Here is a 26,315-nt window from a genome sequence, read left to right as displayed (position 1 = left end):
CCCCCCCCCCCCCCCCCCCCCCCCCCCCCCCCCCCCCCCCCCCCCCCCCCCCCCTCCGGCACCGTGTCGATGCCGTGCGGTTTCGACGGGGATGCTACTTGCCGTTCGAGAAAGCCTCGTATGCCCGGATGACCTCGTCGGTCGGCCCGTCCATCCGCAGTACGCCCGATTCCAGCCAGATGGTCCGTTCGCAGGTGTCCCGGATCGAGGAGAGCTGGTGGCTCACCAGGAACACCGTGCCGGCGCCCTCGCGCAGCTCGCGGACCCGCTGCTCGCTGCGTTTGCGGAAGCCCTTGTCGCCGGTCGCCAGCGCCTCGTCGATCAGCAGCACGTCGTGCTTCTTGGCCGCGGCGATGGAGAAGCGCAGTCGGGCCGCCATGCCTGACGAGTACGTCCGCATCGGCAGGCTGGCGAAGTCGCCCCGCTGGTTGATCCCGGAGAACTCGATGATCTCCGGGACCAGCCGGGCCACGACGTCCGGGTGCATGCCCATGGCCAGGCAGCCGAGCGTGACGTTCCGCTCGCCGGAGAGGTCGTTGAGCAGGGCGGCGTTCACGCCGAGCAGCGAGGGCTGGCCCTGCGTGTAGACCGCGCCCCGGTTCACCGGCAGCAGGCCGGCGATGGTGCGCAGCAGGGTGGACTTGCCGGAGCCGTTGCTGCCGATCAGCCCGATCGCCTCGCCCCGGTACGCGGTGAAGGAGACCCCCTTGACCGCGTGCACCTCCTGGATGTTGGGCGCGGAGGAGCGCTTGACCAGGCGCCGCAGCGCGGCCACCGGGGTGCTGCCCCCGCCGGCGCCCTTGTGCACGCGGTAGATCACGTGCGCGTCGTCCACCACCACGGTGGGGATCCGCTCCGTCAGCCTGGGCAGCGTGACGGTGGCGTCGTTGGACGCCTCGAACTGGTCAACCACGGCCGTACTCCTGTTCGCCGCGCCAGAAGTAGATGAAGCCCCCGACGCCCGCCAGCACCGCCCACGCCGCGCCGACCAGCCAGAGCTGGGCCAGCGACTCGTTGAGCAGGGGCGCCCGTTCGAGGAGGGAGTAGCGGGCCAGCTCGATGTAGACCAGCATCGGGTTGAACTGGACCACCGTCGTCGCCCAGCCCGGCAACCGCTCGAAGAGGGTGACGTTGTAGAGGACGCCGGAGCCGTACATCCAGGTACGCAGGATGAAGGGCATGACCTGCTTCAGGTCGCTGGCCTTCGAGCCCATCCGGGCGACCAGCATCACGATGCCGGCGTTGAAGACCGCCTGGAGCAGCAGCGCCGGGACCACCATCAACCACTTGAGGGTGATCGGCTCGCCGGTCGCCAGCACGATCCCGACCAGCACGACCATCGAGGCCAGCAGCTGCTGGAACTGGGTGACGGTGGCGGCCAGCGGCAGGCTGGCCCGGGGGAAGTGCAGCGCCCGGATCAGCCCGAGGTTGCCGCTGATCGACTGGGTGCCGGCCAGCACCGCGCTCTGGGTGAAGTTGAAGATGAACAGCCCGGTGGTCAGGTAGGCGATGAAGTTCGGCATGTCGTTCTGGGCCAGCACCACGCCGAAGATCAGGTAGTAGACCAGGGCGTTGGTGAGCGGGGTCAGCACCTGCCAGATCTGACCCAGCTTGGCGTTGCTGTACGAGGCGACGAGCTTGGCGTTGGCGTACGCGGCGATGAAGTGCCGGTAGGACCACAGCCGGCGGCTGTATTCGGCGAGGGAGGGGCGCTCACCGGCGACCCGTAGTCCGTGCCGGGCGGCCAGCTGCGCCTGGGTCAGGCCCGTTTCGGGGTCGACCAGCGCGGTGTCGGCCATGGAAGGGCGCTCCGATCTTTCGTGCCAAAGGGATGCGCGCGACGATGGAATCTTTCCAGGGAGCTGTGTGCGGAGGCCGCCTCGTCGCTGCGTGGACGGTAGTCCAAAACACGTCGGGACGCAACCGTACCGTCGTTGCGCTACATTGGCCCACGTGACAGGTGCGGAGAATCCCCGATGACCAGCGAGAAGAGGCGTACGCCGGCCGGCGCCGCGGTGCTGAGGGGCGACATCACCAAGGCCATCCGGCGCGCGCTGATGCAGGAGCTGGCCGCTGCCGGCTACGGCCGGCTCTCCATCGAGGCGATCGCCCGCCGGGCCGGGGTCAGCAAGACGGCGATCTACCGGCGGTGGAGCTCCAAGCTCGAACTCGTCCTGGAGACCGTGGTCGCCGCCGCCGGCAACAAGCTGCCCGCGCTGGACACCGGCACCCTCCGCGGCGACCTGACGCTGCTGTTCCAGGTGGTGGCGCACGCGCTGAGCCACCCGCTGGCCTCGCAGATCATCCCCGACCTGCTCGCCGAGGCGGCCCGCAACCCGACCATCGACGCGACCCTGCAACAGGTGCTGCGGGCCAAGCAGCAGGAGCTCGGCGGCCAGCTCATCGGCCGGGCGGTCGAGCGGGGGGAACTGCCGGCCGGCACCGACCCGGACGCCGCGGTCGACCTGATCGTCGGGCCGCTCTACTGGCGGCTCGCCATCGCCCGTACCCCGCTCACCGACACGTACCTCGACACCCTCGTCGAGGCGGTCGTGGCTGGCCTCGGCGCGGGCAGCGACCTGCCCCGTCAACGTGAGGCGCCGGTCGTCCGCTGAGTGCCGTGCGTGTCACCCTCTGACGGGACATGGCCGTCTGCCGGATTCCGTTAGGCTGGCCGCGCCGTGCTGGAGCCGGCGTCTCGACGCCTGGCCGTGCACCACGCCCCCCATCTTCATCCGTACGACGACAAGGACCTTCTGTGCCCCACGTCGAACACGTCGCCGTCGCGCGATCCGGGTCGGGTCCCGAGGGCAGCCGGCCGACGGCCGGGCGGAACGGCACCGCCGAACCGAGGTCGATCGGGGCGCGGCTGCGCTCCCTGCTGACCGAGACCCCCGTGCTGGTGACCGACGCCGGTGTGGTCGCGTTCGCGCTCTGGACCCTGCTGTACCACCTCAACCTGGTCCTCGACCTCCGGCCGTCCGTGGTCTTCGCCGCCTGGGTCGTCACGTCGGTGATCGCGGCGGTCGTGGCGGGGCGGCTCGGCGTACGCCGACGGAGCCGGCAACCCGGCAGCGACCCCGGCACCGACACGGACACCGGCACGGACGCGGGGCCGGCCGGGCGGTCCGGGGAGCCGGCCACCGCCGACTGGGGCGGGCTGGTGCGCCGCTACGGCCTTCCGGTCGGCGCGGGGCTCGGCGGGGTGCTCCTCGCCGCCTACGGCAGCGGCACGCTCCGCTGGTCGGCGGCGATCGTCCTCGGGCTGGTCGCGATCGTCTCCGCGTGGCCGTCGATCCGTCCTCGGAGCGGGTCGAGCGCCCCGGCCGTCCCGACCGGCGCGCCGAGGCAGGCGACCACCCCGGTCCAGGCGCTGGTGGTCATCGTCGTCGCCCTGGCAGCGGCCTACTTCGCGACGCTGATCGCCCGGGTCTCCCTCGACGACGTCTTCTACGTCGGCAAGTCGGTCTGGGTGGCCGAACGTGACGAGATCCCCTACCGGGACTTCCTGCTCACCGAGGGCGTCCTGCCGGCCGGTTCGGCGAACCCGCCGATCCCCTCGTTCGAGGTGTTCATCGGGGCGCTGGCCCACGTCCTGGGCCTGCACGCCGCGTCGGCGACGTGGTACCTGATGCTTCCGCTGCTGGCCGTCGGGGTGATCTTCGCGCTGTGGCGCATCGTCCAGCGCTGGGCCCCGCGCCGTGCACTGCTGGTCTTCGGCGTGGCGGCGGCGTACATCGTGCTGGTGGCCGGTCACCCGGACGCGTACAACACCTACCACCTGCCCCGGCTGACCCAGGGCAAGAGCGTCTTCCTGCACGCGCTGGTGCCGCTGGCCTGGGTGTACCTCACCGACTACCTGGAGACCCGCTCCCGGCGCGCCCTGGCGCTGCTCGCGCTGCTCTCCGTCGGCGCCGTCGGGCTGACCACCACCGCGGTCATCCTGCTGCCGCTGCTGGCAGCCGCCGCGGCCTTCGCGATCCTCGTCGTCACCCGGCGGGTACGCGACGCGCTCGTCTGCTTCGCCGCCGCGTCGGCCTACCCGTTGGGGTCCGGCATCGTCACCCGGCTCACCACCAGCGGGATCGACCAGGCGGTCGCCTCGTACGCCGAATGGCGGTCGCCGCAGCTCGTCTGGATGCTCTCCCTGTGGCTCGGCATCCTCGGGGTCATCGGCGGCCTGGCCCTGTGGTGGTCACCCCTGCTGCTGCGCCGGGGCGCGCCCCGCGTACTGGCCGCCGGTGCCGCGCTGGCGGTGACCGTCCTCCTGCTGCCGGGCGTGATCTCGACCGCGAGCGACCTGACCGGGCTGGGGGCCGTCCTGTGGCGGGTGCCCTGGATCGTGCCGCTGCCGGTGCTCGTCGGGGTCCTGGCGACGCTGTGCCTGCCCCGGTTGAAGTGGCCGAACCGGGTCCTCGCCGTGGCGCTTCCCGGCGCGCTGGTGGCCGTCTTCGCCACCGCGGGCACCCCGATGTGGACCAGCGACGTGCTGCAGACCGAGCCGAGCTGGCGGATGCCGGACGTCCGCAAGAACGTCACCTTCTGGATCGTCCGGCAGGACCGCCCCGAGGGACTGCTCCTCGCCCCCTCGTCGGTCATGCGGGCGATGCCGCAGGTCACCAGCCGCGTCCGCGTGGTGCTGGCCCGCGACCTCTACCTGACCGACTACGGCCTGGACACCCAGTTCTCGCGGGACCGGCTGCTGCTCGCCAAGTTCGCCGACGGGACCGAGCCGGTCCCGGTGGACGAGGTGAAGGCCGCCATGGGCCGGGTGGGCGTGGGCACGGTCTGCGTGTGGCGGGCCAACAAGCTCGCCGCGGCGGCCGCGCCCGCCCTGGGCCTGGAGAGGTTCGCCTCCCGCAAGTCGCCCGGCGGCATGGTCTGCTACCGCGCCCCGGCTGCCGGCCAGGCGACGGGCGGCAACTGAGCCCACGAGCCGGCGCGGCCCGGCGCTCACCACGCCCGGGCCGCGCCGTGCGGGCTCACCGCCCCGGTCCGCGCGGCCCGACCGCTGCCGTCGGCACCGGACCCGACCGGTTTGCGGCCGTAAACGACGCCGACACCCACCCGTCCCCTCAATGTCCACTCGCGTTAAGGTCGCAGTGCGCGGGCGGCCGGTAGGGCTTGGGTCCCCGCCGTGACAGACTGTGATGTGGGAGCTCAACCATGGGACGAGTCCGTCCGGTCGGCCTTCGGCGCCGGCGGATCCGACCGCTCCCGCGACGATCACTGCGCGTGACGGCCGGGGGGACCGGTTGCCACGCGTGCACACGCGTCGGGTGATGACGTGACGACCACGGGCCCGGCCCGTCACCGATCTCTTAGGGAGCGTACTCGTTGTTCGGCACGTTGACAGGAAGCATCGGCACGGCCGCCCGTGGCGGGCTGCTGGTGCTGTCCTACCTGGTCATGCTCGTTGCGGGCGCCCTCGGCTGGGTCCCGGTCTTCGCCGTGGCCGGGCTGGCCGCCGTCGTCGGTGAGTTCGCCCTGTCCCGATGGTCGCCGCCGTCGGACCTGCTGCTGGAGAAGGTCGGCCTCAACCGCGGCTACCGGCAGCTCAGCCGGGACCTCGCCACGGTGCTGCTGGTCGCCGCGACGGTCCGGCTGACCGGGACCGAGCTGACCTGGCTGCTGCTCCTGCCGGCCGCGGTGTGGGTGACCGCGGTCTTCTCCGGCGCGCTCAACACGATGATCGACCGCCGGAACCCGATTTCCGCGCTGGTCCGCAACATCGAGCTGGGCCCGATCCGGTCCGCGCCCCGCCCGCCGCAGTGGGCCGCCGACCTCGCCGGCATCCCGCTGGCCGTGGTCAACGTGCTGCTGATCCCGGCCGCCGTGGTGAGCGCCGTGCGCGGCGACGCCGCCCCGGTCCTGGTGGTCGGCGCGGTGGCGGCCGTGTTGGCGGCGGTGGTCGGCGGGATCATCGCGCTGACCTGGCTGCGCGGCCGGGGCACCGGCAAGAGCCCGGTGCTGCCGGTGCTGCAGCGCTGGCTGGACAGCTACCGGCCCGAGGTGGCGCTCTACTTCGCCGGCCCGGCCAAGGACGTCTACCAGGCCAACATGTGGCTGGCCCCGACGGAGGCGCTGAACCAGCGCGGCATCGTGCTGATGCGCAGCAAGGAGGCCTTCCTCGAGCTGGCCGACACCCGGCTGCCGGTGGTCTGCGTACCGGCCGGGGTCGACTTCATGAACCTGGAGCTGGGCAGCGTCCGCGCCGCGCTCTACGCCGCCAACGTCGGCGCGAACATCCACCTGCTCCGCGAGCCGGGCATGAAGCACGTCTTCGTCGGCCACGGCGACAGCGACAAGGCGGCCAGCGTCAACCCGTACAGCAAGGTGTACGACGAGGTGTGGGTCGCCGGCCTCGCCGGCCGGGAGCGCTACGCCCGGGCCGGGGTGGGCGTGCGCGACGAGGACATCGTCGAGATCGGACGCCCGCAGCTCGCCGGGGTGCACACCTTCGGCGCGCCCGCGCAGGACCGGCCGTTCACCGTCCTCTATGCCCCCACCTGGGAGGGCTGGCTGGAGGACGACCCGTACCACACCTCGGTGGTGCTGATGGGGGAGCGGATCGTCAAGGGCGTGCTCAGCACCTCGCCCGCGGTCCGGCTGATCTACAAGCCGCACCCGCTGACCGGCTCCCGGTCCAAGGAGGCCAAGGCCGCGCACGAGCGGATCGTGGCGCTGGTCCGGGCGGCCGGCGGCGACGTCGACGCCACCTCGCTGGACGGCCCCGGCCACCGGGTGGTCACCGGCCGGGTGCCGGCGCTGTTCGACTGCTTCAACCAGACCGACCTGCTGATCAGCGACGTCTCCAGCGTGGTCTCCGACTTCGTGCAGAGCCAGCGGCCGTACGTGGTGGCCAACCCGAGCGGGCTGCCCGAGGACGAGTTCCGCCGCGAGTTCCCGACCTCGCGGGCGGCGTACCTGCTCTCCGCCGACTGCGGCGAGCTGGAGAAGATCCTCGCGCTCACCCGGGCCGGCGACGACCCGATGACCGAGGCCCGGCGCGAGTTGAAGACCTACCTGCTCGGCCCGGCCGAGGCCAACCCGATGGAGCGGTTCTCCGAGGAGATCAGCCGGCTCTGCCACTGATTGACCGGCACCAGGGGCCCGGGACGACACGGTCGTCCCGGGCCCCTCGCCGTTCCCTGCTCAGCGCAGCAGGTCGGCCACCGCCTCGGCGGCGGGCACGTCCGCCGGCAGTTCCGCGACGGCGGTGACCGCCGCCAGCGGCAGCCGGCCGTACAGGTGCGGGAACCGGGCGCCGTCGCGCGACGGTTCCCAGCGCAGGTCGTCGCCGAGTCGCTGCGGGTCGACGGTGAGCAGGGCCAGCCCCGTGGCGCCCGCGTAGTGGCGCCGGGCGGTCTCCACGATCTGGTCCGCCGCCGAGAAGTGCAGGAATCCGTCCTGGCGGTCCAGGGCGGAGGCGGGGACGTACCCGTCGACACCGGCCCGCGCCCACTCGTCGACCGTCACCAGTTTGTAGATCATGACGGCAGCGTACGACCCGTCCCAGCCGCCCCGGGGCCGGTCGGCCGGGTCCGCCGGCCGGGACCGGGCCTCCCGCCCGTCGCGCTCGTCTGCCACCATTCGCACGTCATCCGTACGACGAATGGGGGTCACCGGTGCGCATCCTGCTGGTCGAGGACGACCGACGGGTGGCCGCCGCCCTCTCCTCGGCGCTGACCCGGCGCGGGTACGAGGTCGAGCACGCCGCCACCGTCGCCGCGGCGCTCTCCGCCGCCCCCTGCGACCTGGTGCTGCTGGACCTGACGCTGCCCGACGGGGACGGCACCGAGGTCTGCCGGGAGCTGCGCCGGCGCAGCAGCCAACTGGGCATCATCGCGGTGACCGCCCGGGGGGAGGAACGCGACCGGGTGCTCGGCCTGCGGCTGGGCGCCGACGACTACGTGGTGAAGCCCTTCTCGATGGTCGAACTCCAGGCCCGGATCGAGGCGGTGCTGCGCCGCGCCTCGCACACCGTGCCGGAGCGGGACCTGATCGAGGCCGGCGCGGTACGCATCGACGTCGCCGCCCGTACGGTCACCGTCGACGGCCGGTCGGTGGCGTTGACCCGCAAGGAGTTCGACATCCTGCTGTCGTTGGCCCGTCAGCCCGGCGTCGCGGTGCCCCGGGACCGGATCCTGCTCGACGTCTGGGGCACCACCTGGGCCGACCGGCACACCGTCGAGGTGCACGTCGGCTCGCTCCGGGGCAAGCTGGGCGAACCCCGCCTGGTGGAGACCGTGCGCGGGGTCGGCTACCGGCTGCGCGGCGAGTGAGGGGCGGCAGGTGCGTCGTCGACTGGTCACCAGCTACCTGCTGCTGATGGTGCTGGTGCTGCTGGCGTTGGAGACCCCGCTGGCGGCCACCCTCGCCTCCCGGGAGACCGACCGGGTCCGCGCCGACCGGCTCGCCGACGCGACCCGGTTCGCCTCGCTGGCCGGGCCGGCGCTGCGCGGCGGCGTACCCGGGCCGCTCAGCGGCGAGCTGGCCGCCTACGAGGAGCTGTACGGCATCGGCGCGGCGGTGGTCGACCGGGACGGCCGTACCGTGGTGGGTTCGCCGGGCTGGCGGGGCGGCCGGGACGCCCAGGCGGCGCGCGACACGGCGCTGTCGGGCCAGCAGTTCAGCGGCCCGGAGGCGGTCTGGCCGTGGGTGGACGGCCCGCTGCTGGTGGCGGTACCGATCAACGACGGCGGTGAGGTGCTCGGCGCGGTGGTGACCGCCACCCCGGCAGGCAAGGTCCGCCGCACGGTTACGGTCTGGTGGCTGCTGCTGGCCGGGATCGGCCTGCTCGCCGTGCTGGCCTGCGTCTCCACCGCGTTCGGGCTGGCCGGCTGGGTGCTGCGACCGGTGACCGAGCTGGACGCGGTGACCCACGAGATCGCCGAGGGCGACGGGGGCGCGCGGGTGCAGCACCGGCTGGGCCCGCCCGAGCTGCGCAGACTCGCGGCCAGCTTCAACAACATGGCCGACGCGGTCTCGGACGTGATGGACCGGCAGCGGGCGTTCGTGGCCCACGCCAGTCACCAGCTGCGCAACCCGCTGACCGCGCTGCGGCTGCGGGTGGAGGAGCTGGGGCCGAGCCTGACCGACCCGGACGGCCGGGCCGAGCACCGGCTCGCCCTGGAGGAGACCGACCGGCTGGCGCTGGTGCTCGACGCCCTGCTCACCCTGGCCCGCGCCGAGCGCGAGGAGAACCAGCGGGTGACCGTCGACGCGGCGGAGGTCGCCGCCTCACGGGTCGCCGCGTGGGAGCCGCTGGCCCGGCACCGCTCGGTCGCCCTCCGGCTGCACACCACCGGCCCGGCGTACGCCCGGACCGTGCCCACCGCCGTCGACCAGGCGCTCGACGCGCTGATCGACAACGCGGTGAAGTTCAGCGGCGCCGGGGGAGAGGTGACCGTGACCGTCCGGTACGCCGACGGCGGCACCGCCCTGGAGGTGCGCGACACCGGGCCGGGCATGACCCCGGGGCAGCTCGACCAGGCCACCGAGCGGTTCTGGCGGGCGCCGGACGCGCAGAACATCGACGGCGCGGGGCTGGGGCTGACCATCGTCGCGGTGCTGGTGGACGCCTCCGACGGGCGGCTGACCATGCGCGCCGGTGAGCCGCGCGGCCTGGTCGCGGAGCTGTGGTTCCCGGCGCCCTGGGACGGCTCGACGGGTGACGCGGGAGCCGGACCGCCGGTTGCCGAGGGCCACGCCGCCGAGGACCCGACGGGTCCGACGGAGGTCACGGTCCCGGGCCAGTCGGACCCCGAGCCGGACCCCGGACCGGCCGGCGTCGACGGACCGCCGGGGTCCGCGCCGGTCAGGGCTTGACGGAGCGGTACCAGCCGGCCGCGCCGGGGTGCAGCGGCAGCGGCGCGGTGGCGATCGCCGAGCGGGGACTCATCCGGCCGGCCGCCGGGTGAGCGGCGGCCAGTTCCGCCCGGCGTTCCATCAGCAGCCGGGTGACCTCGCGGACCAGCGGCTCCGGCAGTTCCGCCCGGACGATCAGGTAGTTCGGGTTGGCGACCGTGGTGACCGGCTCGAGGTGGTAGACCGAGCGCGGCACGTCCCGCGAGACGTACACCTCCCGGTAGCTGCGGCGCAGCGGCTCGGTCCACTCGCCGAGGTCGATGATCCGGGTGGCCGAGTCGGCCGCCAGTTCGTCCACCGCGCGCACCGGCAGCCCGCCGGAGAAGAAGAACGCGTCGATCGTGCCGGCCCGCAGCGCGGCCACCGAGTCGTCCAGGTTGAGGTGCGCCTGACGCACCCGGTCGCCGCCGAGCCGGGCGACCTCCAGCAGCCGGGTCGCGGTGACCTCGGTGCCGGAGCCCGGCGCGCCCACCGACACCCGACGGCCGCGCAGGTCGGCCACCGTCCGCACCGGGCCACCGGCGGTGGTGACGAGGTGCAGCAGGTCGTCGTAGACCCGGGCCACCGCGAGCGTCGACGGGTGCGCGGCGGGCCCGGTGGGCAGCACGTCGGCCTGCGTGAAGCCGAGTTCGGCCGCCCCCGCGCCGACCAGCCGCACGTTCTCGGCGGAGGCGGCGGTGACCACCACGCTGGCGCGCACGCCGGGCAGCTCGCGGTTGAGGATGGCGGCCAGCGACTGCCCGAAGGCGTGGTAGACGGCGGTCGGGCTGCCGGTGGCGATCCGGATCGGCACCGGCTCGGCCGGGGATTCCCGGCACGCGCCGAGCCCGGTCGCGGACACGGCGAGCAGCATCAGCAGCGCCGCCGGGGCGGCGACGCGCCGCCAGGCGGTGGCGGTCCAGCAACGGCTCACGGGCAGCACTGTGCGCTGCGCACCGCCCCCGGCGCAAGCCCGGCCGGCCGGGCGACCCGGGTCAGCGGGCCGGGGCGAGCGCCGCGCGGTCCATGATCCGGAGCCGGTCCGGACCGTCGGCGACGCTGACCACGAAGCAGCCGGCCCCCGGCCGGAGCAGGGCCGGGACCTCCAGCAGGGCCGCGCTGCGGACCAGCACGGCGGCCAGCTCCCGGTCGGTCAACCGGATGCCCAGGATGTGCCGGCGCACGTGCCGCCCGCCGGCCAGCAGCGCCGACCGCCACGCCGCCGCGGCCAGCCTGGAGCGCCAGGCCGCCCGCGCCGTCGACGCGCCGGGAGCCGCCCCGCTCAGCAGCTCACGGCGGCCCCGCCGCCAGCCCGACTCGCGCAGCTCCGCGTACGCCGCCCGGTGTTCCCGGGGCACGTGCAGGCGGTGCAGCTCGTACCGGCGGCGCAGCCCGCCGCTGACCACCTCGTGCTCCACCGGCACGTCGAGGCGGTTGAGCAGTTGCCGCATCCTCAGCGCGGCGTCCTCCCGGTTGAACTCCGCCACCGGCCGGTACGGCTCGACCTGGCCGCGCACGGCGGCCGGCGGAGGTGTGCAGCGGACCAGGCAGGCCACCTCGAACGCGTCGCCCAGGGTCAGCCAGTCCATCGGCGGCGGGGGCGGCGGAACGCGGGGCCGGTCGAGCAGGGTGGGTTGCGGGGCCATCGGACCGCTCCTTGTCGGCGTCGGGGTCCCCTTACCGTCACCCGTCGAGCGGCCGGGTACCACCGATCCGGCCCAGCCTTGAGGAAATCTTGCGCCTGGCTAGGGCACGCCCTAAAGCTCGGTGACCACCACGTCGAGCTGCCGGGGGCGCCCGGCGGCGGTCGGCTGCTCCTCGACCGTGTACTTGAGGTCACGCAGCGCGGTGACCAGCCCGGTGGCGGTGCGCGGCCGGGCCCCGGCGAGCAGCAGGTCGCGTACCAGCCGGCCCTTGGTGGCCTTGTTGAAGTGGCTCACCACGCTGCGGGCCGGCCCGGCCGGTGTCTCCCGCTCGTGCAGCACCCGCACCGTCACCGTCCGGCCGGCCGCCTCACCGCGCGGCGCCCAGGTGGCGGCGTACGCGCCGGAGCGCAGGTCCAGCACCGGCCCGTCGCCGGCCGCCGCCGCCATCGCCGGGGCCAGGGCGTGCCGCCAGTACGCCGACAGCGCCCCCACCCCCGGCAGCTTCGCCCCGATCGGGCAGCGGTACGGCGGGATCCGGTCGGTGAGGCGTACCGCGCCCCAGAGGCCGGAGCTGATCAGCACCGTCCGGCGCGCCGCGCGCTGCGCCGGGGCCGGCAGCGAGGCCAGGTCGAGCGCCTCGTAGAGCACCCCGGTGTAGACCTGCCCGGCCGGTGCGGTGGCCGCCCGGTCCAGCCGCGCGTTGCGGGCCAGCTCGCCCCTCTGGCCGGCGCTGAGCCCGAGCGCGGCCAGCGCCGCCGCCTCGTCGCCGCCGCTGAGCGTGATCAACGCGGCCAGCACCTCCTGGCGGGCGGGAGTCAGCTCGGGCAGGGAGAGCCGGGTCAGGTCGAGCCGCCGGCCCGTGCCGGCGTCGGCCTTCCCCTCGGAGGGCGGCAGCAGGATGAGCACGCCGCCAGCGTACGGGCCGGGCTCAGCGCCACGGCCGCACGGCGGTCGGCGGGTGGTACACGCGATAGCCGGCGACCTCCACCAGGACGGCGGCGTCGGCCTGTTCCTTGAGCAGGCGGCGCAGCCGGCGTTCCGCCGCGGAGCCGACCTCCACCACGTACCCGGGCCGCTCCGCCCGGCCGACCTGCTCCCAGTACGGCCGGTAGCGGTTCTGCCCGGGCTTGAGCGCGCCGTCGAGCACCGCGCAGACCACCCGCTCACCCGTGGCGAAGGTGAGCCGGTTGCAGGTCCAGTAGTCGCCGTACACCTCGCGCAGCCCGGTCCGGCGCACCGCGTCGGCCAGCTCCCGCGCCTGCCGCTCCTCCTCCTGGGCCTCCTTCGTCCCGGTCAGGAAGAGCCCGGTGGCCACCACGGCGGTGGCGGTCAGCCCGGCCAGCGCGGCGGTCGCCGTCGCCCCGGCCAGCCGGCCCGCCGCACCCACCGTGCCCCGCCAGCAGGCCACCGCCGCCGCCCAGAGCGGCCAGAGCACCGCGGGCAGGGAGATCTGGAGCACCGACAGGTAGCGGGCGTTGCCCAGCGGGTCCGTCACGGTGAGCGGACTGCGGACGTACGCGAGCAGGGTCAGCGCCGCGCCGGCGACCAGGGTGAGCTGCGCGACCGGCCGGACCCGCCGGGCCGTGGGCAGGCCGGCGGTCCGGCGGTACGCGACCAGCGCGAGCAGCGCGGCGACCGCGAGCAGCACCGGGTAGAGCAGCCCGAACCACTCCTGCCAGCGGGTGCAGCCGGTGATCGGGCAGAGCCCGGTGGCCAGCGGCACCCCCTCCAGCAGACCGCCGTGCAGCCGCGCCGACCAGGGCGGCGGCGGGCCGGCGGTGGCGCTGACCTCGCGCAGCACCGACAGCGAGTCCGAGCCGGGCGGCGCGAGGAGGTTGTCCCAGATCATCGGCGCCACCCCGACGACGAAACCGGCCACCAGCAGCAGCCCCGCCAAGCCGAGCAGCTCCCGGCGGGCGGCGTAGAGCAGCAGCAGCCCGGCCACCGCCAGGTACGGCACGATCAGCCAGTCCGACCAGAGGGCCAGCCCGGCCAGCAGCCCGGCGGCGCCGACCGCGGCCCACCGGCGGCGCACCCGGCCCTGCGCCAGCGCCACCGCGATCAGCAGCATCGCCAGCACCGCCGGTTTCACCTCGGGCCGGCCGCCCACCACGGTCAACTGGTCGCGAACCACCCGTTCCGTGCCGAGCGCCAGCAGCCCCACCACGAAGGTCGCGAACCAGGGCGAGTAGAGCCGCCGGGTCAGCCGGTACGCCAACCAGAGGAAAAGGGCGTAGAGCACCAGCAGCGGCAGCCGCAGCACCGGCCAGCTCGGCCCGGCCAGCGCCACCAGCGGCGCCGCCAGGTACGCCTCCGCCATGCCCATGTAGTGCTGCCCGTAGAGGAACACCGGCCGCTCCCGGCCGGCGGCGATGTGCACGGCGGCCAGGCCGAAGGTCGCCTCGTCGCTGTTGGAGGGGGGAATGGTCAGCAGGGTCAGCACCAGCCGGTAGCCCACCGCGGCCACACCGAGCAGCAGCGCGACGAGCGCCGGCCGGTCGAGCCGCGGACGCCCCGCGCGGTCCTGCGGTGCTGATGTCGACACGACCAACGCCCCCGTCGTCGTCCCGACCGGAGTGTGTCACGCGGTGGCGGACGGCCGGGGCGGTTCCGGGGAGCCCGGCGCCTCTCGCGTGGCCGCTTCCGGCCGCGTGTGGCAGGGTTGCAGCGTGCCACCCACTCCCGCAGGCCAGCTGGCCGTACCGAATCTGCACCGGGCCGCACGGATCGAGGACGCCGTGCACCAGCTGGTGGAGCGTCGCCTACGGCGCACCGGCTGGCAGGCCAACATCGTCGCGTACGCGGGCTACGGCGCGCCGGGCTGGGCACGGGTGCTCTGCCGGGTGCTGCTCGGCCGTCCGGACACCCGCCAGCGGGGCCGGCTGGACAAGGTACGCGGCTGGCGCAGCTTCACCACCCTGCCGGCCAAGCACGTCAAGGTGACCATCGAGGCGGGTGGGGTCACCCACGAGGCGCAGGCCGACCGGAGCGGCTTCGTCGACGTCGTCGTCGAGGGCGACTTCACCCCCGGCTGGTCCTCGGTACGCCTCAGCGTCGCCGACGCCGAGCCGGCCGAGGCGTTGGTGCGGATCCTCGACCCGGAGGTCCGCTTCGGCATCCTCTCCGACATCGACGACACGGTCATGGTGACCGCACTGCCCCGGCCGCTGCTGGCCGCCTGGAACACTTTCGTCCTGGACGAGCACGCCCGCGCCGCGGTGCCGGGCATGGCGGTGCTCTACGAGCGACTGGCCACCGCCCACCCGGGCGCGCCGGTCTTCTACCTCTCCACCGGGGCGTGGAACGTCGCGCCGACGCTGACCCGGTTCCTCTCCCGGCACCTCTACCCGGCCGGTCCGCTGCTGCTGACCGACTGGGGCCCGACCGCCGACCGCTGGTTCCGCAGCGGCCGGGAGCACAAGCGGGCCACCCTGGCCCGGCTGGCCCGGGAGTTCCCAGAGGTGCGCTGGCTGCTGATCGGCGACGACGGGCAGCACGACCCGGAGATCTACCGCGAGTTCGCCGCCGCCCACCCGGAGAATGTCGCCGGGGTGGCGATCCGTCGCCTCTCGCCGACCCAGTCGGTGCTGGCCGGTAGCCTGCCCGCCCCGGCCGGCCAGTCCTCCTCCTCGGGGCCGGTGGGGCAGAAGTGGCTCTCCGCGCCGGACGGGGCCGGGCTCTGGAAGCTGCTGCGCGACGCGGGCCTGGTCTGACGTACAGCCCGACCAGGCCGCGCCCACCCCGCCCGGTCCTAGCCGGTGCGTGACCCACTGACCGTGCCGGCCCTACGGCCGTCGGCACCGGTGCCCGTGCCGGTGTCGGCCGGCCCGCCGTCGGCGGAGCCGGGGGGCTGCTCCCCGGGTGCGTCGGCACAGCCCGGTGCGCTCGGGTCGGCGACCATGTAGGCCGAACCGGCATCGCCCGCACCCTGGTCCTGTGCTCCGGCCTGGTCCGGTGCTGCGGTCTGGTCCGGTGCTCCGGCCTGGTCCTGTGCTCCGGCCTGGTCCTGTGCTCCGGCCTCGTTCTGCGCTCCGGCCTGGTCCTCGGCTGCGGCTTGGTCGTGCGCCGCCTGCCGGGCCGCCCGGATCTGCTCCACGATCGCCCGCAGTTGCTGGATCCGGGCGCGAATCTGCTGGATCCGGTTGGCGATCCGTCCGGCCGCATTCGCGGCCTTCTCGCCGCCGGCGTTATCCGCCTGCTGGCCGCCGACGTTCCCGGCCTGCTCGGCGCCGGCCTGCTGCTCACCTGCGGCCTGTTGTCCGCCGGCCGCCTGCTGCCCTGCGCCCTGCTGCTCGCCGGCCTGCTGCCCACCGGACTCCTGCTGACCGGCGCCGGCCTGCTGCCGAGCCTTGGCGGCCGCGACGATGTCGGCGATCTGCCCGAGCAGCCCACCCACCGCGTCGATGATCCCGGCCGCCCGGGCCGCCCCTCCGCCGGGAGCCGCCCCTCCGCCGGGAGCCGCCCCTCCGCCGGGAGCTGCGGCTGCGCCGGTTGCTGCGCCTCCGCCGGTTGCTGCGCCTCCGCCGGGAGCTGCGGCTGCGCCGGGCGGGGTCTTGCCGGCCTGGGCCTGCTGCGCGCCCCGCACGATGTCGCGGACGTCGCCGAAGATCCCGTCGAGCCGCTGGACCCGGGCCTGGGTCACCCGCGGGTCGGCGAGCCGGCCGGTTCGCTTCCCGCTCAGCTGCTCGGTGACCGCCCACGCCTGGTCGAGGCGGGTGGCCACGGCGACCTCCCACGGAACCACGGGACAGGCGGCCCCGGCGACGTCCACCTCGCCGGTGCAGCCGGCGGCGGCGCGGCGCTGCTGGATCAGGTCGACCACGGCCTGCCGGTTGGCGATCCGGGCCGGCGAGTTGGCGTCCGGATTCTGCTTCTGCCCGGCGATGAAGGTCAGGTTGTTGCGCAGGGCCGTGTCCAGTCCCTGGCAGTTCTCCGCCGCCTGACCGGTACCGGTCGCGACCGCGAACGCCGCGCCGGCGGTCACCGCGAGCGCGACCCCGCCGGCGATCTTCCGCTGACGGGCCGAACCCGTCACCCTTCGTCTGCTCGTCGTGCCCCTGCTCCACGCCATCGAAGCTCCTCCGCCTCGTCGTCACGGGTGTCCGGCATCCGGAGCGAGGTACGGCGGCGACGGTGGAGACGGTTCACGTCGCGGCACCGCGAGGCGGAAAAGTTCGACGGAGGGTGATGGCTGCGGCGTCTCCGGCTACCGAAGGTAATGAAGGCCTGGTCGATGCTGCGGTGAACGATATGCCTGTGCGGCATATTTATGACTCACAGGTATATCGCTCACCACGGAACATGGCTCCCGGAGACGATCTGGCCCGCCAGGCCGCAACTTCGACCCGCGGTCAGTCCCGGCGGAGCCAGAGCACGCCGAGCGGCGGCACCCGCAGCGCGACCGACGCCGCCATCCCGTGCCACGGCACGTCCTGCGCGTGCACCGCGCCGAGATTGCCGACCCCGGACCCGCCGTAGTGCTGCGCGTCCGTGTTGATCACCTCGGTCCAGGTGCCGCCGGCGGGCAACCCGACCCGGTAGTCCTCCAGCGGCAGGGCGGAGAAGTTCGCCACGCAGACCAGCGTCGCACCGTCGGGGGCGATCCGGACGAACGAGACCGTGTTGTGGGCGACGTCGTCCCCGGCGATCCACCGGAAGCCGGCCGGGTCGGTGTCCTGCGCCCAGAGCGCCGGCGTGGCCCGGTAGGCCGCGTTCAGGTCGGCGACCAGCCGCTGCACCCCGGCCCGGGCCGGATCGTTCGACAGGTACCAGTCGAGACCGCGCTCCTCGCTCCACTCCCGGTCGTCGGCCAGCTCGCAGCCCATGAAGAGCAACTGCTTGCCCGGGTGCGCCCACATGTACGCCAGCAGCGCCCGCACGTTGGCCAGCCGCTGCCAGGTGTCGCCGGGCATCTTGGCCGCCAGCGACCCCTTGCCGTGCACCACCTCGTCGTGACTGATCGGCAGCACGTAGTTCTCGCTCCAGGCGTACGCGAGGGAGAAGGTGAGCTGATGGTGGTGGTGCTGCCGGTAGATCGGATCCTTGGAGGTGTAGAGCAGGGTGTCGTGCATCCAGCCCATGTTCCACTTGAACCCGAAGCCGAGCCCGCCGTCGGCGGTCGGCCGGGTCACCCCGGGCCAGGCGGTGGACTCCTCGGCGATCATCAGCACCCCGGCGTGGTGCTTGTAGACGGTGGCGTTGACCTCCTGGAGGAACGCGATCGCCTCCAGGTTCTCCCGGCCGCCGTGCACGTTCGGGGCCCACTGCCCCTCCTGGCGGGAGTAGTCCAGGTAGAGCATCGAGGCGACGGCGTCCACCCGCAGGCCGTCGACGTGGAACTCCTCGCACCAGTAGAGCGCGTTGGCGACCAGGAAGTTGCGCACCTCGCGGCGGCCGAAGTCGAAGACGTACGTGCCCCAGTCGGGGTGCTCGCCGCGCCGCGGGTCGCGGTGCTCGTAGAGCGGGGTGCCGTCGAAGCGGGCCAGCGCCCACTCGTCCTTGGGGAAGTGCGCCGGCACCCAGTCCAGGATCACGCCGACGCCCGCGCCGTGCAGCGCGTCGACGAGGTACCGGAAGTCGTCCGGGTCGCCGAAGCGGGAGGTCGGCGCGAAGTAGCCGGTGACCTGGTAGCCCCAGGAACCGCCGAACGGATGCTCCATCACCGGCAGGAACTCCACGTGGGTGAAGCCCATCTCGGTGACGTACGCCGTCAGCTGCTCGGCCAGCTCCCGGTAGCCCAGCCCGGGCCGCCAGGAGCCGAGGTGCACCTCGTACACGCTCATCGGCTCCTGGTGCGGCTGCCGCCGCGCCCGCCGCTGCAGCCAGTCGGCGTCCGACCACCGGTACGTCGAGTGGTGCACCACCGACGCCGTGGCCGGGGGCACCTCCGCGTACGCGGCGAGCGGGTCGGCCTTGTCCCGCCATTGCCCGTCGGCGCCGAGGATGCGGTACTTGTAGCGGGCGCCGACCCGTGCCCCGGGCACGAAGATCTCCCACACCCCGCTGGAGCCGAGGGAGCGCATCGGCCAGCCGTCGTCCGGGCCCCAGCCGGTGAAGTCGCCGACCACCCGGACGCCACGGGCGTTGGGCGCCCACACGGAGAACGCCACGCCCTCGTCGAAGACCCGGGCGCCGAGCGCCTCCCAGAGCCGCTCGTGGCGGCCCTCGCCGATCAGGTGCAGGTCCAGCTCGCCGAGGGTCGGCGGATAGCGGTACGGGTCGTCGGTGACCTGCCCGTCGGCCTCGATCCGGTAGTCGAGCACGGTCCCCTCGACCCGGGTCTCGAAGACGCCGACGTCGTGCACCCGCTTCATCGGGTGCCGCTCGTCGCCGATCCGCAGCATCACGTCGCCCGCGCCGCGGCGCATGACGCGGATCGTGGTCCACCCGTCGGCCGGGTGCGCGCCGAGCATGGCGTGCGGGTCGTGCGTCGCGCCGGCGATCAGCTGGTCCATCGGGCGTCCTTAGCGGCGGAAGCGGTCGGGTCGGCGCCACCCGCGAGGCCGCCCGTCGGGGCGGGAGCGGTCGGGGCGGTGCCACCCGAGAGGTCGGCGGGTACGTCTTCGACGGTCAGCTCGGCCGGGGCCGGGGCCGGGGCCGGGGCCGCCGGCGCGGGTGCCGGCGGTGCTGCCGGCCGGCGGACCGTCAGCACGTGCGCGGGCTGAAGGTACGGGTCGAGGCGGACGGCGTTGCGCTGCCCCCACTCGTAGCTGGTGCCGGTCAGCTCGTCGTGGACGGTGAACCGTTCGTGCCAGTCGAAGCCGAGCGCGGGCATGTCCAGCGTGGTGTTGCCCCACTGCACCGTGTGCGAGTCGAACGAGCAGACCACGATGACGGTGTTGCCGCTGTCCGGGTCGTGTTTGGACCAGCAGAGCAGCGCCGGGTTGTCGATGTCGTGGAAGCGCAGGTTGCGCAGCTGGTGCAGGGCGGGGTTGTCCCGGCGTACCCGGTTGAGGGTGGCGATGAAGGGTGCCAGCGAGCGGCCCTGCGCCTGCGCGCCGGCCCAGTCCCGGGGGCGCAGCTCGTACTTCTCGTTGTCCAGGTACTCCTCCGCGCCGGGGCGGGCGACGTGCTCGAAGAGCTCGAAGCCGGCGTACACGCCCCAGGAGGGGGAGAGCAGCGCGGCCAGCACCGCCCGGATCTTGAACATCGGCGGGCCGCCGTGCTGCAACGAGGAGTGCAGGATGTCCGGCGTGTTCGGCCAGAAGTTCGGTCGCATGTAGTCGGCCGCGGCCACCAGCTCCTCGCAGTACGCCCGCATCTCCGCCGCCGACGTGCGCCAGGTGAAGTACGTGTACGACTGGGTGAAGCCGATCTTGCCGAGCCCGTGCATGATGGCCGGCCGGGTGAACGCCTCGGCCAGGAAGAGCACGTCCGGGTCGACCTTCTTGACCTCGCCGATCAGCCAGTGCCAGAAGTCGAACGGCTTGGTGTGCGGGTTGTCCACCCGGAAGATCCGGATGCCCTCGCCGACCCAGTGCAGCACCACCCGCAGCACCTCGGCCCGGATGCCCTCAGGGTCGTTGTCGAAGTTCAGCGGGTAGATGTCCTGGTACTTCTTCGGCGGGTTCTCCGCGTACGCGATGCTGCCGTCGGCCCGGGTGGTGAACCACTCCGGGTGCTCGGTCACCCAGGGGTGGTCCGGCGCACACTGCAACGCCAGGTCCATCGCCACCTCCAGCCCCTGCTCGGCGGCGGCGGCGACGAAGTCGCGGAAGTCCTCCGGCGTACCCAGGTCGGGGTGGATGGCGTCGTGGCCGCCCTCCTCGGCGCCGATCGCCCACGGCGAGCCCACGTCGTCGGGCCCGGCGGTCAGCGAGTTGTTGCGGCCCTTGCGGTTGACCCGGCCGATCGGGTGGATCGGCGGCAGGTAGAGCACGTCGAAGCCCATCGCCGCGACGCCCGGGAGCCGGTCCATCGCGGTGACGAAGGTGCCCGAGCGGGCCGGGGCGTCGACGGTGGCCGGGATCGCCCCCTCGGAGCGGGGGAAGAACTCGTACCAGGCGGAGAAGAGCGCGCGGGGGCGGTCCACCCAGAGCCGGCGCTGCTCGCCGACGGTGACCAGCTCGCGCACCGGGTGCTCCCAGAGCAGGTCGGCCAGCTCCAGCGCCGGGGTGACCCGGCGGGGCAGGTCCAGCTCGGTGTCGCGCAGCGCGGCCACGGCGGCCTTCACCCGCACCACGTCGGCGGCCGGCACCAGCTCGGCCGCCGCCGTCAGCACCCGGACGCCCTCGGCTAGGTCGTTGGCCAGCTCGGCCGGCCCCTGTCCGGCGGCGATCTTCTTGGTCACCGCGTTCTGCCAGGTCAGGTAGGGGTCCTGGAACGCCTCGACGGTGAAGACCCAGTCGCCGACCGCGTCCGGGCGGATGACGGCGTGCCAGGTGTCCTGGCCCGGCTCGCCGGGGCGCATCCGGGTGAAGGGTCGCGCCGCGCCGTCCGGGCCGCACCAGACCACGTTGCAGCCGAGCGCGTCGTGCCCCTCCCGGTAGGCGCGGGCCGACACGGGCACCACCTCGCCGACCACCGCCTTGGCCGGATAGCGACCGCAGGCGACGACGGGGGAGACGTCTTCGATCGGGAACCGTCCGCTCACCCCGACAACCTACTGCGCGAGATCGCTTCGCGCTCGGGTCAGCCTGCCGCGCCCACCGACCGGTACACCTCCATGGTGCGGGCCGCGACGGCGTCCCAGGAGAAGTGTTCGACGGCCCGCCGCCGCCCGGCCCGGCCGAATTCGGCGGCCCGCGCCGGGTCGGCCAGCACCTCGTTGATCCGGGCGGCCAGGTCGGCCACGAACCGCTTCGGCTCCAGCGGCCGGCCGGAGCCGTCGCCGGCCTGTTCGATCGGCACCAGCAGCCCGGTCTCCCCGTCGGCGACCACCTCGGGAATGCCGCCGGTGGCGGTCGCCACCACGGCCGTCTCGCAGGCCATCGCCTCCAGGTTGACGATGCCCATCGGCTCGTAGACCGACGGGCAGACGAAGATCGTCGCGTGGGTGAGCACCTGGATCACCTCGTGCTTGGGCAGCATCTCGGCCACCCAGACCACCCCGGAGCGGCTGGCCCGCAGCTCACCGACCAGACCCTCCACCTCGGCCGCGATCTCCGGCGTGTCGGGGGCGCCGGCGAGCAGCACCAGCTGAGTGTCGGCGGGCAGCTCCCGGGCCGCGCGCAGCAGGTAGGGCAGGCCCTTCTGGCGGGTGATCCGGCCGACGTACACCACGCTCGGGCGGGACGGGTCGATGCCGAGCCGGTCCACCACGTCCGTGCCGGGGTCCGGGGCGTACTGGGCGGTGTCGATGCCGTTGTAGACCACCCGGACCCGGTCCGGGTTCACCTCCGGGTACGCGGTCAGCACGTCGCGGCGCATCCCCGCGCTGACCGCGATGACCGCGTCGGCGGCCTCCACCGCCGTGCGCTCGCACCAGGACGAGAGCGCGTACCCGCCGCCGAGCTGCTCGGCCTTCCACGGCCGCAGCGGCTCCAGGCTGTGCGCGGTCACCACGTGCGGCACGCCGTGCAGCAGCTTCGCGGTGTGCCCGGCCAGGTTGGCGTACCAGGTGTGGCTGTGCACCACGTCCGTGCCGGCGCAGCCCGCGGCCATCTCGAGGTCGACGCCCATCGTGCGCAGCGCGGCGTTCGCGCCGGCCAGGCCGGCCGGCTCGGCGTACGCGGTGACGCCCGGCTCGCTGCGGGGCGCGCCGAAGCAGTGCACCCGGACGTCGGCGAGTCGGCGCAGCTCCCGGGCCAGGTACTCGACGTGCACCCCGGCTCCGCCGTACACCTCCGGCGGGTACTCCCGGGTCAGCAGATCCACGCGCAGCCGTGCCGATTCCGTCATGCCCCCGCACCCTAGTGCAGAACTGTGCCCGTACGAGTGGTGAAGTCGCAGCGGGATGGATAGCGTCGGTGCCATGGCTGCCAAGGTGCTCGCGATCGTCCTGGCCGGCGGAGAAGGCAAGCGCCTCATGCCGCTCACCACGGACCGGGCCAAGCCGGCCGTCCCGTTCGGCGGGATGTACCGCATGGTCGACTTCGTCCTGTCCAACCTGGCGAACGCCGGCTTTCTCAAGATCGTCGTGCTGACCCAGTACAAGTCCCACTCGTTGGACCGGCACATCACCAAGACCTGGCGGATGTCGACGATGCTCGGCAACTACGTCACGCCGGTGCCGGCGCAGCAGCGCCGTGGCCCGTGGTGGTTCGCCGGGTCCGCCGACGCCATCTACCAGAGCTTCAACCTGATCAACGACGAGCAGCCCGACTACGTGATCGTCTTCGGCGCCGACCACATCTACCGGATGGACCCCCGGCAGATGGTGGACGACCACATCGCCTCCGGCGCCGGGGTGACCGTGGCCGGCATCCGGCAGCCGCTGTCGATGGCCGACCAGTTCGGCGTGATCGAGGTCGGTGAGGACGGCCGGCGGATCCGGGCGTTCCGCGAGAAGCCCACCGACGCGGTCGGCCTCCCCGACGCGCCGGACCAGATCTACGCCTCGATGGGCAACTACGTGTTCAGCACCGGCGCGCTCTGCGAGGCGGTCGAGCGGGACGCGGAGGACAAGACCAGCAAGCACGACATGGGCGGCAGCATCATCCCGATGCTGGTGGAGCGGGGCGAGGCCAACGTCTACGACTTCAAGGACAACGAGGTGCCGGGCAGCACCGACCGCGACCGCGGCTACTGGCGGGACGTGGGGACGCTGGACTCGTTCTACGACGCCCACATGGATCTGATCAACGTGCACCCGGTCTTCAACCTCTACAACTTCGACTGGCCGATCTACAGCAACCAGCCGCCGTACCCGCCGGCGAAGTTCGTCCACCAGTGGGGCGAGCGGGTCGGCCGGGCGGTCGGCTCGATGGTCTCGCCCGGCGCGGTGATCTCCGGTTCGCTGGTGGAGAACTCGATCGTGTCGCCGAAGGTGAAGGTCCACTCCTGGGCGCACGTCGACGGCGCGGTGCTGATGGAGGGCGTCGAGATCGGCCGGCACGCCGTGGTTCGCCGGGCCATCCTCGACAAGAACGTCTTCGTCCCCGAGGGCGCGGAGATCGGCGTCGACCTGGAGAAGGACCGCCAGCGCTACACCGTCTCCGACAACGGCATCGTGGTGATCGGCAAGGGCCAGCGCGTCGAGCCGTGAACCAGGTGTGACCCCGGCCGCCGCCGGGAAGCAATGAGCGTCCGTACCGCCCTTGGAGGTTGCAGCAGTGGCCCACCCCCGTGCCGGACAGCCCGCCGAGCCCGCCGACCTGGTGGACGTGCCCCGGCTGCTGACCGCCTACTACGCCGAGCACCCGGATCCCGACGACCCGGCGCAGCAGGTCTCCTTCGGCACCTCCGGCCACCGCGGGTCGGCCCTGCGCAACGCCTTCAACGAGGACCACATCCTCGCGGTCACCCAGGCGCTCTGCGACTACCGGCGGGAGCGGGGCCTCGACGGCCCGCTCTTCCTCGCCCGGGACACCCACGCGCTCTCCGCGCCGGCCGAGGCCAGCGCGCTGGAGGTGCTCGCCGCCAACGGCGTCACCGTGCTGCGGGACAGCCGCGACGGCTACACCCCCACTCCGGCGCTCTCGCACGCCGTGCTGACCCACAACCGGGGGCGCACCAGCGGCCTCGCCGACGGCATCGTCATCACCCCGTCGCACAACCCGCCCGACGACGGCGGGTTCAAGTACAACCCCACCCACGGCGGGCCCGCCGACACCGACGTCACGAAGTGGATCCAGGACCGGGCCAACGCGATCCTCGCCGCCGGCCTCAAGGAGGTCCGGCGCATCCCGTACGCCCGGGCCCGCGCCGCCGACACCACCGCCGGGTACGACTTCCTCGCCGGCTACGTCGACGACCTGCCCGCCGCGATCGACATCGACGCCGTCCGCGCCGCCGGGGTGCGCATCGGCGCCGATCCGCTCGGCGGGGCCAGCGTCGCGTACTGGGGGGAGATCGCCGAGCGGCACCGGCTGGACCTGACCGTGATCAACCCGACGGTCGACCCGACCTGGCGGTTCATGACCCTGGACGGCGACGGCAAGATCCGGATGGACTGCTCCTCGCCGAACGCGATGGCCTCGCTGATCGCCGCCCGCGCCGACTACCAGGTCTCCACCGGCAACGACGCCGACGCCGACCGGCACGGCATCGTCACCCCCGACGGCGGCCTGATGAACCCCAACCACTACCTGGCGGTGGCGATCGGCCACCTGTTCCGTACCCGGGAGCAGTGGGGTCCGGCGGCGGCCGTCGGCAAGACGCTGGTCTCCTCCTCGATGATCGACCGGATCGCCGCGGACCTGGGCCGTCCGCTGCTGGAGGTGCCGGTGGGCTTCAAGTGGTTCGTGCCCGGGCTGCTCGACGGCGCGGTCGGCTTCGGCGGCGAGGAGAGCGCCGGCGCGTCGTTCCTGCGCCGCGACGGCAGCACCTGGACCACCGACAAGGACGGCATCCTGCTCTGCCTGCTCGCCTCGGAGATCATCGCCACCACCGGGCGGACGCCCAGCGAGCACTACGCCGAGCTGACCGGGCGCTTCGGCGCGCCCGCGTACGCCCGGATCGACGCCCCGGCCACCCGCGAGCAGAAGGCCGTGCTCGGCAAGCTCTCCCCGGAACAGGTGGGCGCCACCGAGCTGGCCGGCGAGCCGATCAGCGCGACGCTCACCGCGGCGCCCGGCAACGGCGCGGCGATCGGCGGGCTGAAGGTGACCACCGCGTCGGGCTGGTTCGCCGCCCGCCCGTCCGGCACGGAGGATGTCTACAAGATCTACGCCGAGTCGTTCCAGGGGCCGGAGCACCTGGCCCGCATCCAGGAGGAGGCGAAGGCGCTCGTCGACGGGGTGCTGGCCAAGGCCTGAGCGCGGGGCGCACGGTCAGCGCGGCGGCGGCAGCTCGCGGCGGTTCAGGTGCTCGCGCATCCCGTCCGGCAGCAGCTCGCGCAGCTGCTCCGGCAGCAGCGGCAGGTCCAGCAGGCTGAGCTTGAGCTGTTTGCGCTCCTGGTAGCGGCGGGGGTCCAGGCGTACCACCAGCCCGGCGTCCTGCTGGTAGCGCACGTGCACCGCGCCCTCGGTCGAGGCCTCCCGGATGATCACACCGTCCATCTCCACGGCTACCGGCGCTGAGTCGGGCAGCAGCTCCAACCGGATGGTCTCGTCGCAGGAGAGCACCACCGACCGGGAGATGCCGCTCATCGGCGCCGACGGCGTCAGCACCAGCGCCTGCGTCGCCGGCGAGATCAGCGGCCCGCCCGCCGCGTAGCTGTACGCCGTCGAGCCGGTCGGCGTGCTGATCACCAGCGCGTCGCAGCGGTAGTAGCCGTACCGCTGCCCGTCCACCGCGAGGGTGGCGGTGACGAAGCCGGACCCCGGATGACGGACCAGGGCGATGTCGTTGAACGCCACCACGTCGTCCCCGCACACGTCGCAGGCCAGGCAGGCGCGCGACTCGACGGTGAAGTCGTGGGCGACCAGCCGGTCCAGCGCCCGCGGCAGGTCCGGCGGCTCGACCTCGACGAGGAAGCCGAGCTTGCCCAGGTGCACCCCGAGCACCGGCTTCGGGTCCCGCACCGCCGAGCGCAGCGCACCGAGCATGGTGCCGTCCCCGCCGATGCTGATCAACGCGTCCGACCGGTGGGCCAGCTCGGCCTCCGGCACCAGCTCCACCGACGGCGGCACCCGGTGCCCGTCCTCGGCGCGGACGGCGAGGCTCTTGCCGTGCCGGACCGCCCACCGGTCGATGATCCCGACCACCTCGGAGACGTCCCGGCTGGGATGCAGCACCAGACCGAACAGGAACCCCGCCACCGGTACAGCTCATCACACG

The 26,315-nt window shown here is 73.6% G+C and carries 19 protein-coding genes and 1 pseudogene; 8 read left to right on the top strand and 12 right to left on the bottom strand.

What is annotated here, in order from left to right:
• Positions 1-94 precede the first annotated feature (94 nt).
• Both ACSNN7_RS15650 and ACSNN7_RS15645 read right to left on the bottom strand, forming a co-directional pair.
• Positions 95-913 (bottom strand): ABC transporter ATP-binding protein, encoded by an 819-nt coding sequence (locus ACSNN7_RS15650; protein WP_436681520.1) that lies wholly within the window; start codon positions 911-913, stop codon positions 95-97.
• The gene (locus ACSNN7_RS15645; protein ID WP_436681518.1) at positions 906-1,799 is read right to left on the bottom strand and encodes an ABC transporter permease; all 894 of its coding nucleotides are present in this window, start codon (positions 1,797-1,799) and stop codon (positions 906-908) included. Before ACSNN7_RS15645 ends, ACSNN7_RS15650 begins: the two co-directional genes overlap by 8 nt.
• A 177-nt stretch (positions 1,800-1,976) precedes the next feature.
• Here ACSNN7_RS15645 and ACSNN7_RS15640 point away from each other — a divergent pair, with 177 nt between their 5' ends.
• From ACSNN7_RS15640 to ACSNN7_RS15630, 3 genes are all read left to right on the top strand, one after another.
• Positions 1,977-2,615 (top strand): TetR/AcrR family transcriptional regulator, encoded by a 639-nt coding sequence (locus tag ACSNN7_RS15640; RefSeq protein ID WP_436681517.1) that lies wholly within the window; start codon positions 1,977-1,979, stop codon positions 2,613-2,615.
• A gap of 143 nt (positions 2,616-2,758) precedes the next feature.
• Positions 2,759-4,927 carry a DUF6077 domain-containing protein gene (locus tag ACSNN7_RS15635; protein WP_436681516.1) on the top strand — a complete coding sequence of 723 codons (2,169 nt, stop codon included), beginning with the start codon at positions 2,759-2,761 and terminating at the stop codon, positions 4,925-4,927.
• Between the two features lie 410 nt (positions 4,928-5,337).
• A complete protein-coding gene (locus ACSNN7_RS15630; protein WP_436681515.1) occupies positions 5,338-7,095 on the top strand; it encodes a CDP-glycerol glycerophosphotransferase family protein in 1,758 nt (585 codons plus the stop codon).
• A gap of 60 nt (positions 7,096-7,155) precedes the next feature.
• Here ACSNN7_RS15630 and ACSNN7_RS15625 read toward each other — a convergent pair whose 3' ends face one another.
• Positions 7,156-7,494 (bottom strand): DUF952 domain-containing protein, encoded by a 339-nt coding sequence (locus tag ACSNN7_RS15625; RefSeq protein WP_436681514.1) that lies wholly within the window; start codon positions 7,492-7,494, stop codon positions 7,156-7,158.
• A gap of 134 nt (positions 7,495-7,628) precedes the next feature.
• On the opposite strand from ACSNN7_RS15625, the gene ACSNN7_RS15620 reads away from it, so the two are divergent.
• Entirely contained in the window at positions 7,629-8,285 is a 657-nt protein-coding gene (locus tag ACSNN7_RS15620) for a response regulator transcription factor (RefSeq protein ID WP_436681513.1), read from the top strand.
• 10 nt (positions 8,286-8,295) lie between these two features.
• Positions 8,296-9,702: pseudogene (locus ACSNN7_RS15615) on the top strand (sensor histidine kinase); the annotation flags it as partial.
• Positions 9,703-9,820: 118 nt separating this feature from the next.
• Here the strand turns inward: ACSNN7_RS15615 and ACSNN7_RS15610 are convergent.
• The 4 genes from ACSNN7_RS15610 to ACSNN7_RS15595 form a co-directional block, all read right to left on the bottom strand.
• Positions 9,821-10,723, bottom strand: coding sequence for a TAXI family TRAP transporter solute-binding subunit (locus ACSNN7_RS15610; RefSeq protein ID WP_436681521.1), 903 nt, complete (start codon positions 10,721-10,723; stop codon positions 9,821-9,823).
• A gap of 121 nt (positions 10,724-10,844) precedes the next feature.
• The gene (locus ACSNN7_RS15605) at positions 10,845-11,495 is read right to left on the bottom strand and encodes a hypothetical protein (RefSeq protein WP_436681512.1); all 651 of its coding nucleotides are present in this window, start codon (positions 11,493-11,495) and stop codon (positions 10,845-10,847) included.
• A 111-nt stretch (positions 11,496-11,606) separates the two neighbouring features.
• Complete coding sequence (gene yaaA / locus ACSNN7_RS15600) at positions 11,607-12,401, bottom strand: peroxide stress protein YaaA (RefSeq protein ID WP_436681511.1); 795 nt, start codon at positions 12,399-12,401, stop codon at positions 11,607-11,609.
• Positions 12,402-12,423: 22 nt separating this feature from the next.
• Positions 12,424-14,046: a hypothetical protein gene (locus ACSNN7_RS15595; RefSeq protein WP_436681510.1), complete on the bottom strand. Its 1,623-nt coding sequence runs from the start codon at positions 14,044-14,046 to the stop codon at positions 12,424-12,426.
• Positions 14,047-14,164: 118 nt separating this feature from the next.
• Here ACSNN7_RS15595 and ACSNN7_RS15590 point away from each other — a divergent pair, with 118 nt between their 5' ends.
• The gene (locus tag ACSNN7_RS15590; protein ID WP_436681509.1) at positions 14,165-15,208 is read left to right on the top strand and encodes an App1 family protein; all 1,044 of its coding nucleotides are present in this window, start codon (positions 14,165-14,167) and stop codon (positions 15,206-15,208) included.
• 38 nt (positions 15,209-15,246) lie between these two features.
• On the opposite strand, the gene ACSNN7_RS15585 is transcribed toward ACSNN7_RS15590, so the two are convergent.
• The 4 genes from ACSNN7_RS15585 to glgA all read right to left on the bottom strand — a co-directional run bounded on the left by ACSNN7_RS15585 (position 15,247) and on the right by glgA (position 22,334).
• A complete protein-coding gene (locus tag ACSNN7_RS15585) occupies positions 15,247-16,530 on the bottom strand; it encodes a hypothetical protein (protein ID WP_436681508.1) in 1,284 nt (427 codons plus the stop codon).
• Between the two features lie 316 nt (positions 16,531-16,846).
• Complete coding sequence (gene glgB, locus ACSNN7_RS15580; protein WP_436681507.1) at positions 16,847-18,949, bottom strand: 1,4-alpha-glucan branching protein GlgB; 2,103 nt, start codon at positions 18,947-18,949, stop codon at positions 16,847-16,849.
• Positions 18,937-21,087, bottom strand: coding sequence for a maltotransferase domain-containing protein (locus ACSNN7_RS15575; protein WP_436681506.1), 2,151 nt, complete (start codon positions 21,085-21,087; stop codon positions 18,937-18,939). Before ACSNN7_RS15575 ends, glgB begins: the two co-directional genes overlap by 13 nt.
• Positions 21,088-21,125: 38 nt before the next feature.
• Positions 21,126-22,334 (bottom strand): glycogen synthase, encoded by a 1,209-nt coding sequence (gene glgA, locus ACSNN7_RS15570; protein WP_436681505.1) that lies wholly within the window; start codon positions 22,332-22,334, stop codon positions 21,126-21,128.
• A 73-nt stretch (positions 22,335-22,407) separates the two neighbouring features.
• On the opposite strand from glgA, the gene glgC reads away from it, so the two are divergent.
• Both glgC and pgm read left to right on the top strand, forming a co-directional pair.
• A complete protein-coding gene (glgC, locus tag ACSNN7_RS15565) occupies positions 22,408-23,640 on the top strand; it encodes a glucose-1-phosphate adenylyltransferase (protein ID WP_334453359.1) in 1,233 nt (410 codons plus the stop codon).
• 67 nt (positions 23,641-23,707) lie between these two features.
• Positions 23,708-25,351: a phosphoglucomutase (alpha-D-glucose-1,6-bisphosphate-dependent) gene (gene pgm / locus ACSNN7_RS15560; protein WP_436681504.1), complete on the top strand. Its 1,644-nt coding sequence runs from the start codon at positions 23,708-23,710 to the stop codon at positions 25,349-25,351.
• A 15-nt stretch (positions 25,352-25,366) separates the two neighbouring features.
• On the opposite strand, the gene ACSNN7_RS15555 is transcribed toward pgm, so the two are convergent.
• The gene (locus ACSNN7_RS15555; protein WP_436681503.1) at positions 25,367-26,296 is read right to left on the bottom strand and encodes an NAD(+)/NADH kinase; all 930 of its coding nucleotides are present in this window, start codon (positions 26,294-26,296) and stop codon (positions 25,367-25,369) included.
• Positions 26,297-26,315 lie beyond the last annotated feature (19 nt).

It is taken from the genome of Micromonospora sp. URMC 105 (assembly GCF_051386295.1).
In the GTDB taxonomy this organism is placed as follows: domain Bacteria; phylum Actinomycetota; class Actinomycetes; order Mycobacteriales; family Micromonosporaceae; genus Micromonospora.
The sequence above is the reverse complement of the archived record's forward strand: the minus strand, read 5'-3'. Positions and strand labels throughout refer to the sequence as shown.

Bases quoted from the DNA above. Each gene is read 5' to 3' on its own strand.
- glgB (WP_436681507.1), bottom strand. From the start codon at position 18,949: ATGGACCAGCTGATCGCCGGCGCGACGCACGACCCGCACGCCATGCTC.
- ACSNN7_RS15610 (WP_436681521.1), bottom strand. From the start codon at position 10,723: ATGCTGCTCGCCGTGTCCGCGACCGGGCTCGGCGCGTGCCGGGAATCC.
- ACSNN7_RS15645 (WP_436681518.1), bottom strand. From the start codon at position 1,799: ATGGCCGACACCGCGCTGGTCGACCCCGAAACGGGCCTGACCCAGGCG.
- ACSNN7_RS15605 (WP_436681512.1), bottom strand. From the start codon at position 11,495: ATGGCCCCGCAACCCACCCTGCTCGACCGGCCCCGCGTTCCGCCGCCC.
- ACSNN7_RS15640 (WP_436681517.1), top strand. From the start codon at position 1,977: ATGACCAGCGAGAAGAGGCGTACGCCGGCCGGCGCCGCGGTGCTGAGG.
- ACSNN7_RS15625 (WP_436681514.1), bottom strand. From the start codon at position 7,494: ATGATCTACAAACTGGTGACGGTCGACGAGTGGGCGCGGGCCGGTGTC.
- glgC (WP_334453359.1), top strand. From the start codon at position 22,408: ATGGCTGCCAAGGTGCTCGCGATCGTCCTGGCCGGCGGAGAAGGCAAG.
- glgA (WP_436681505.1), bottom strand. From the start codon at position 22,334: ATGACGGAATCGGCACGGCTGCGCGTGGATCTGCTGACCCGGGAGTAC.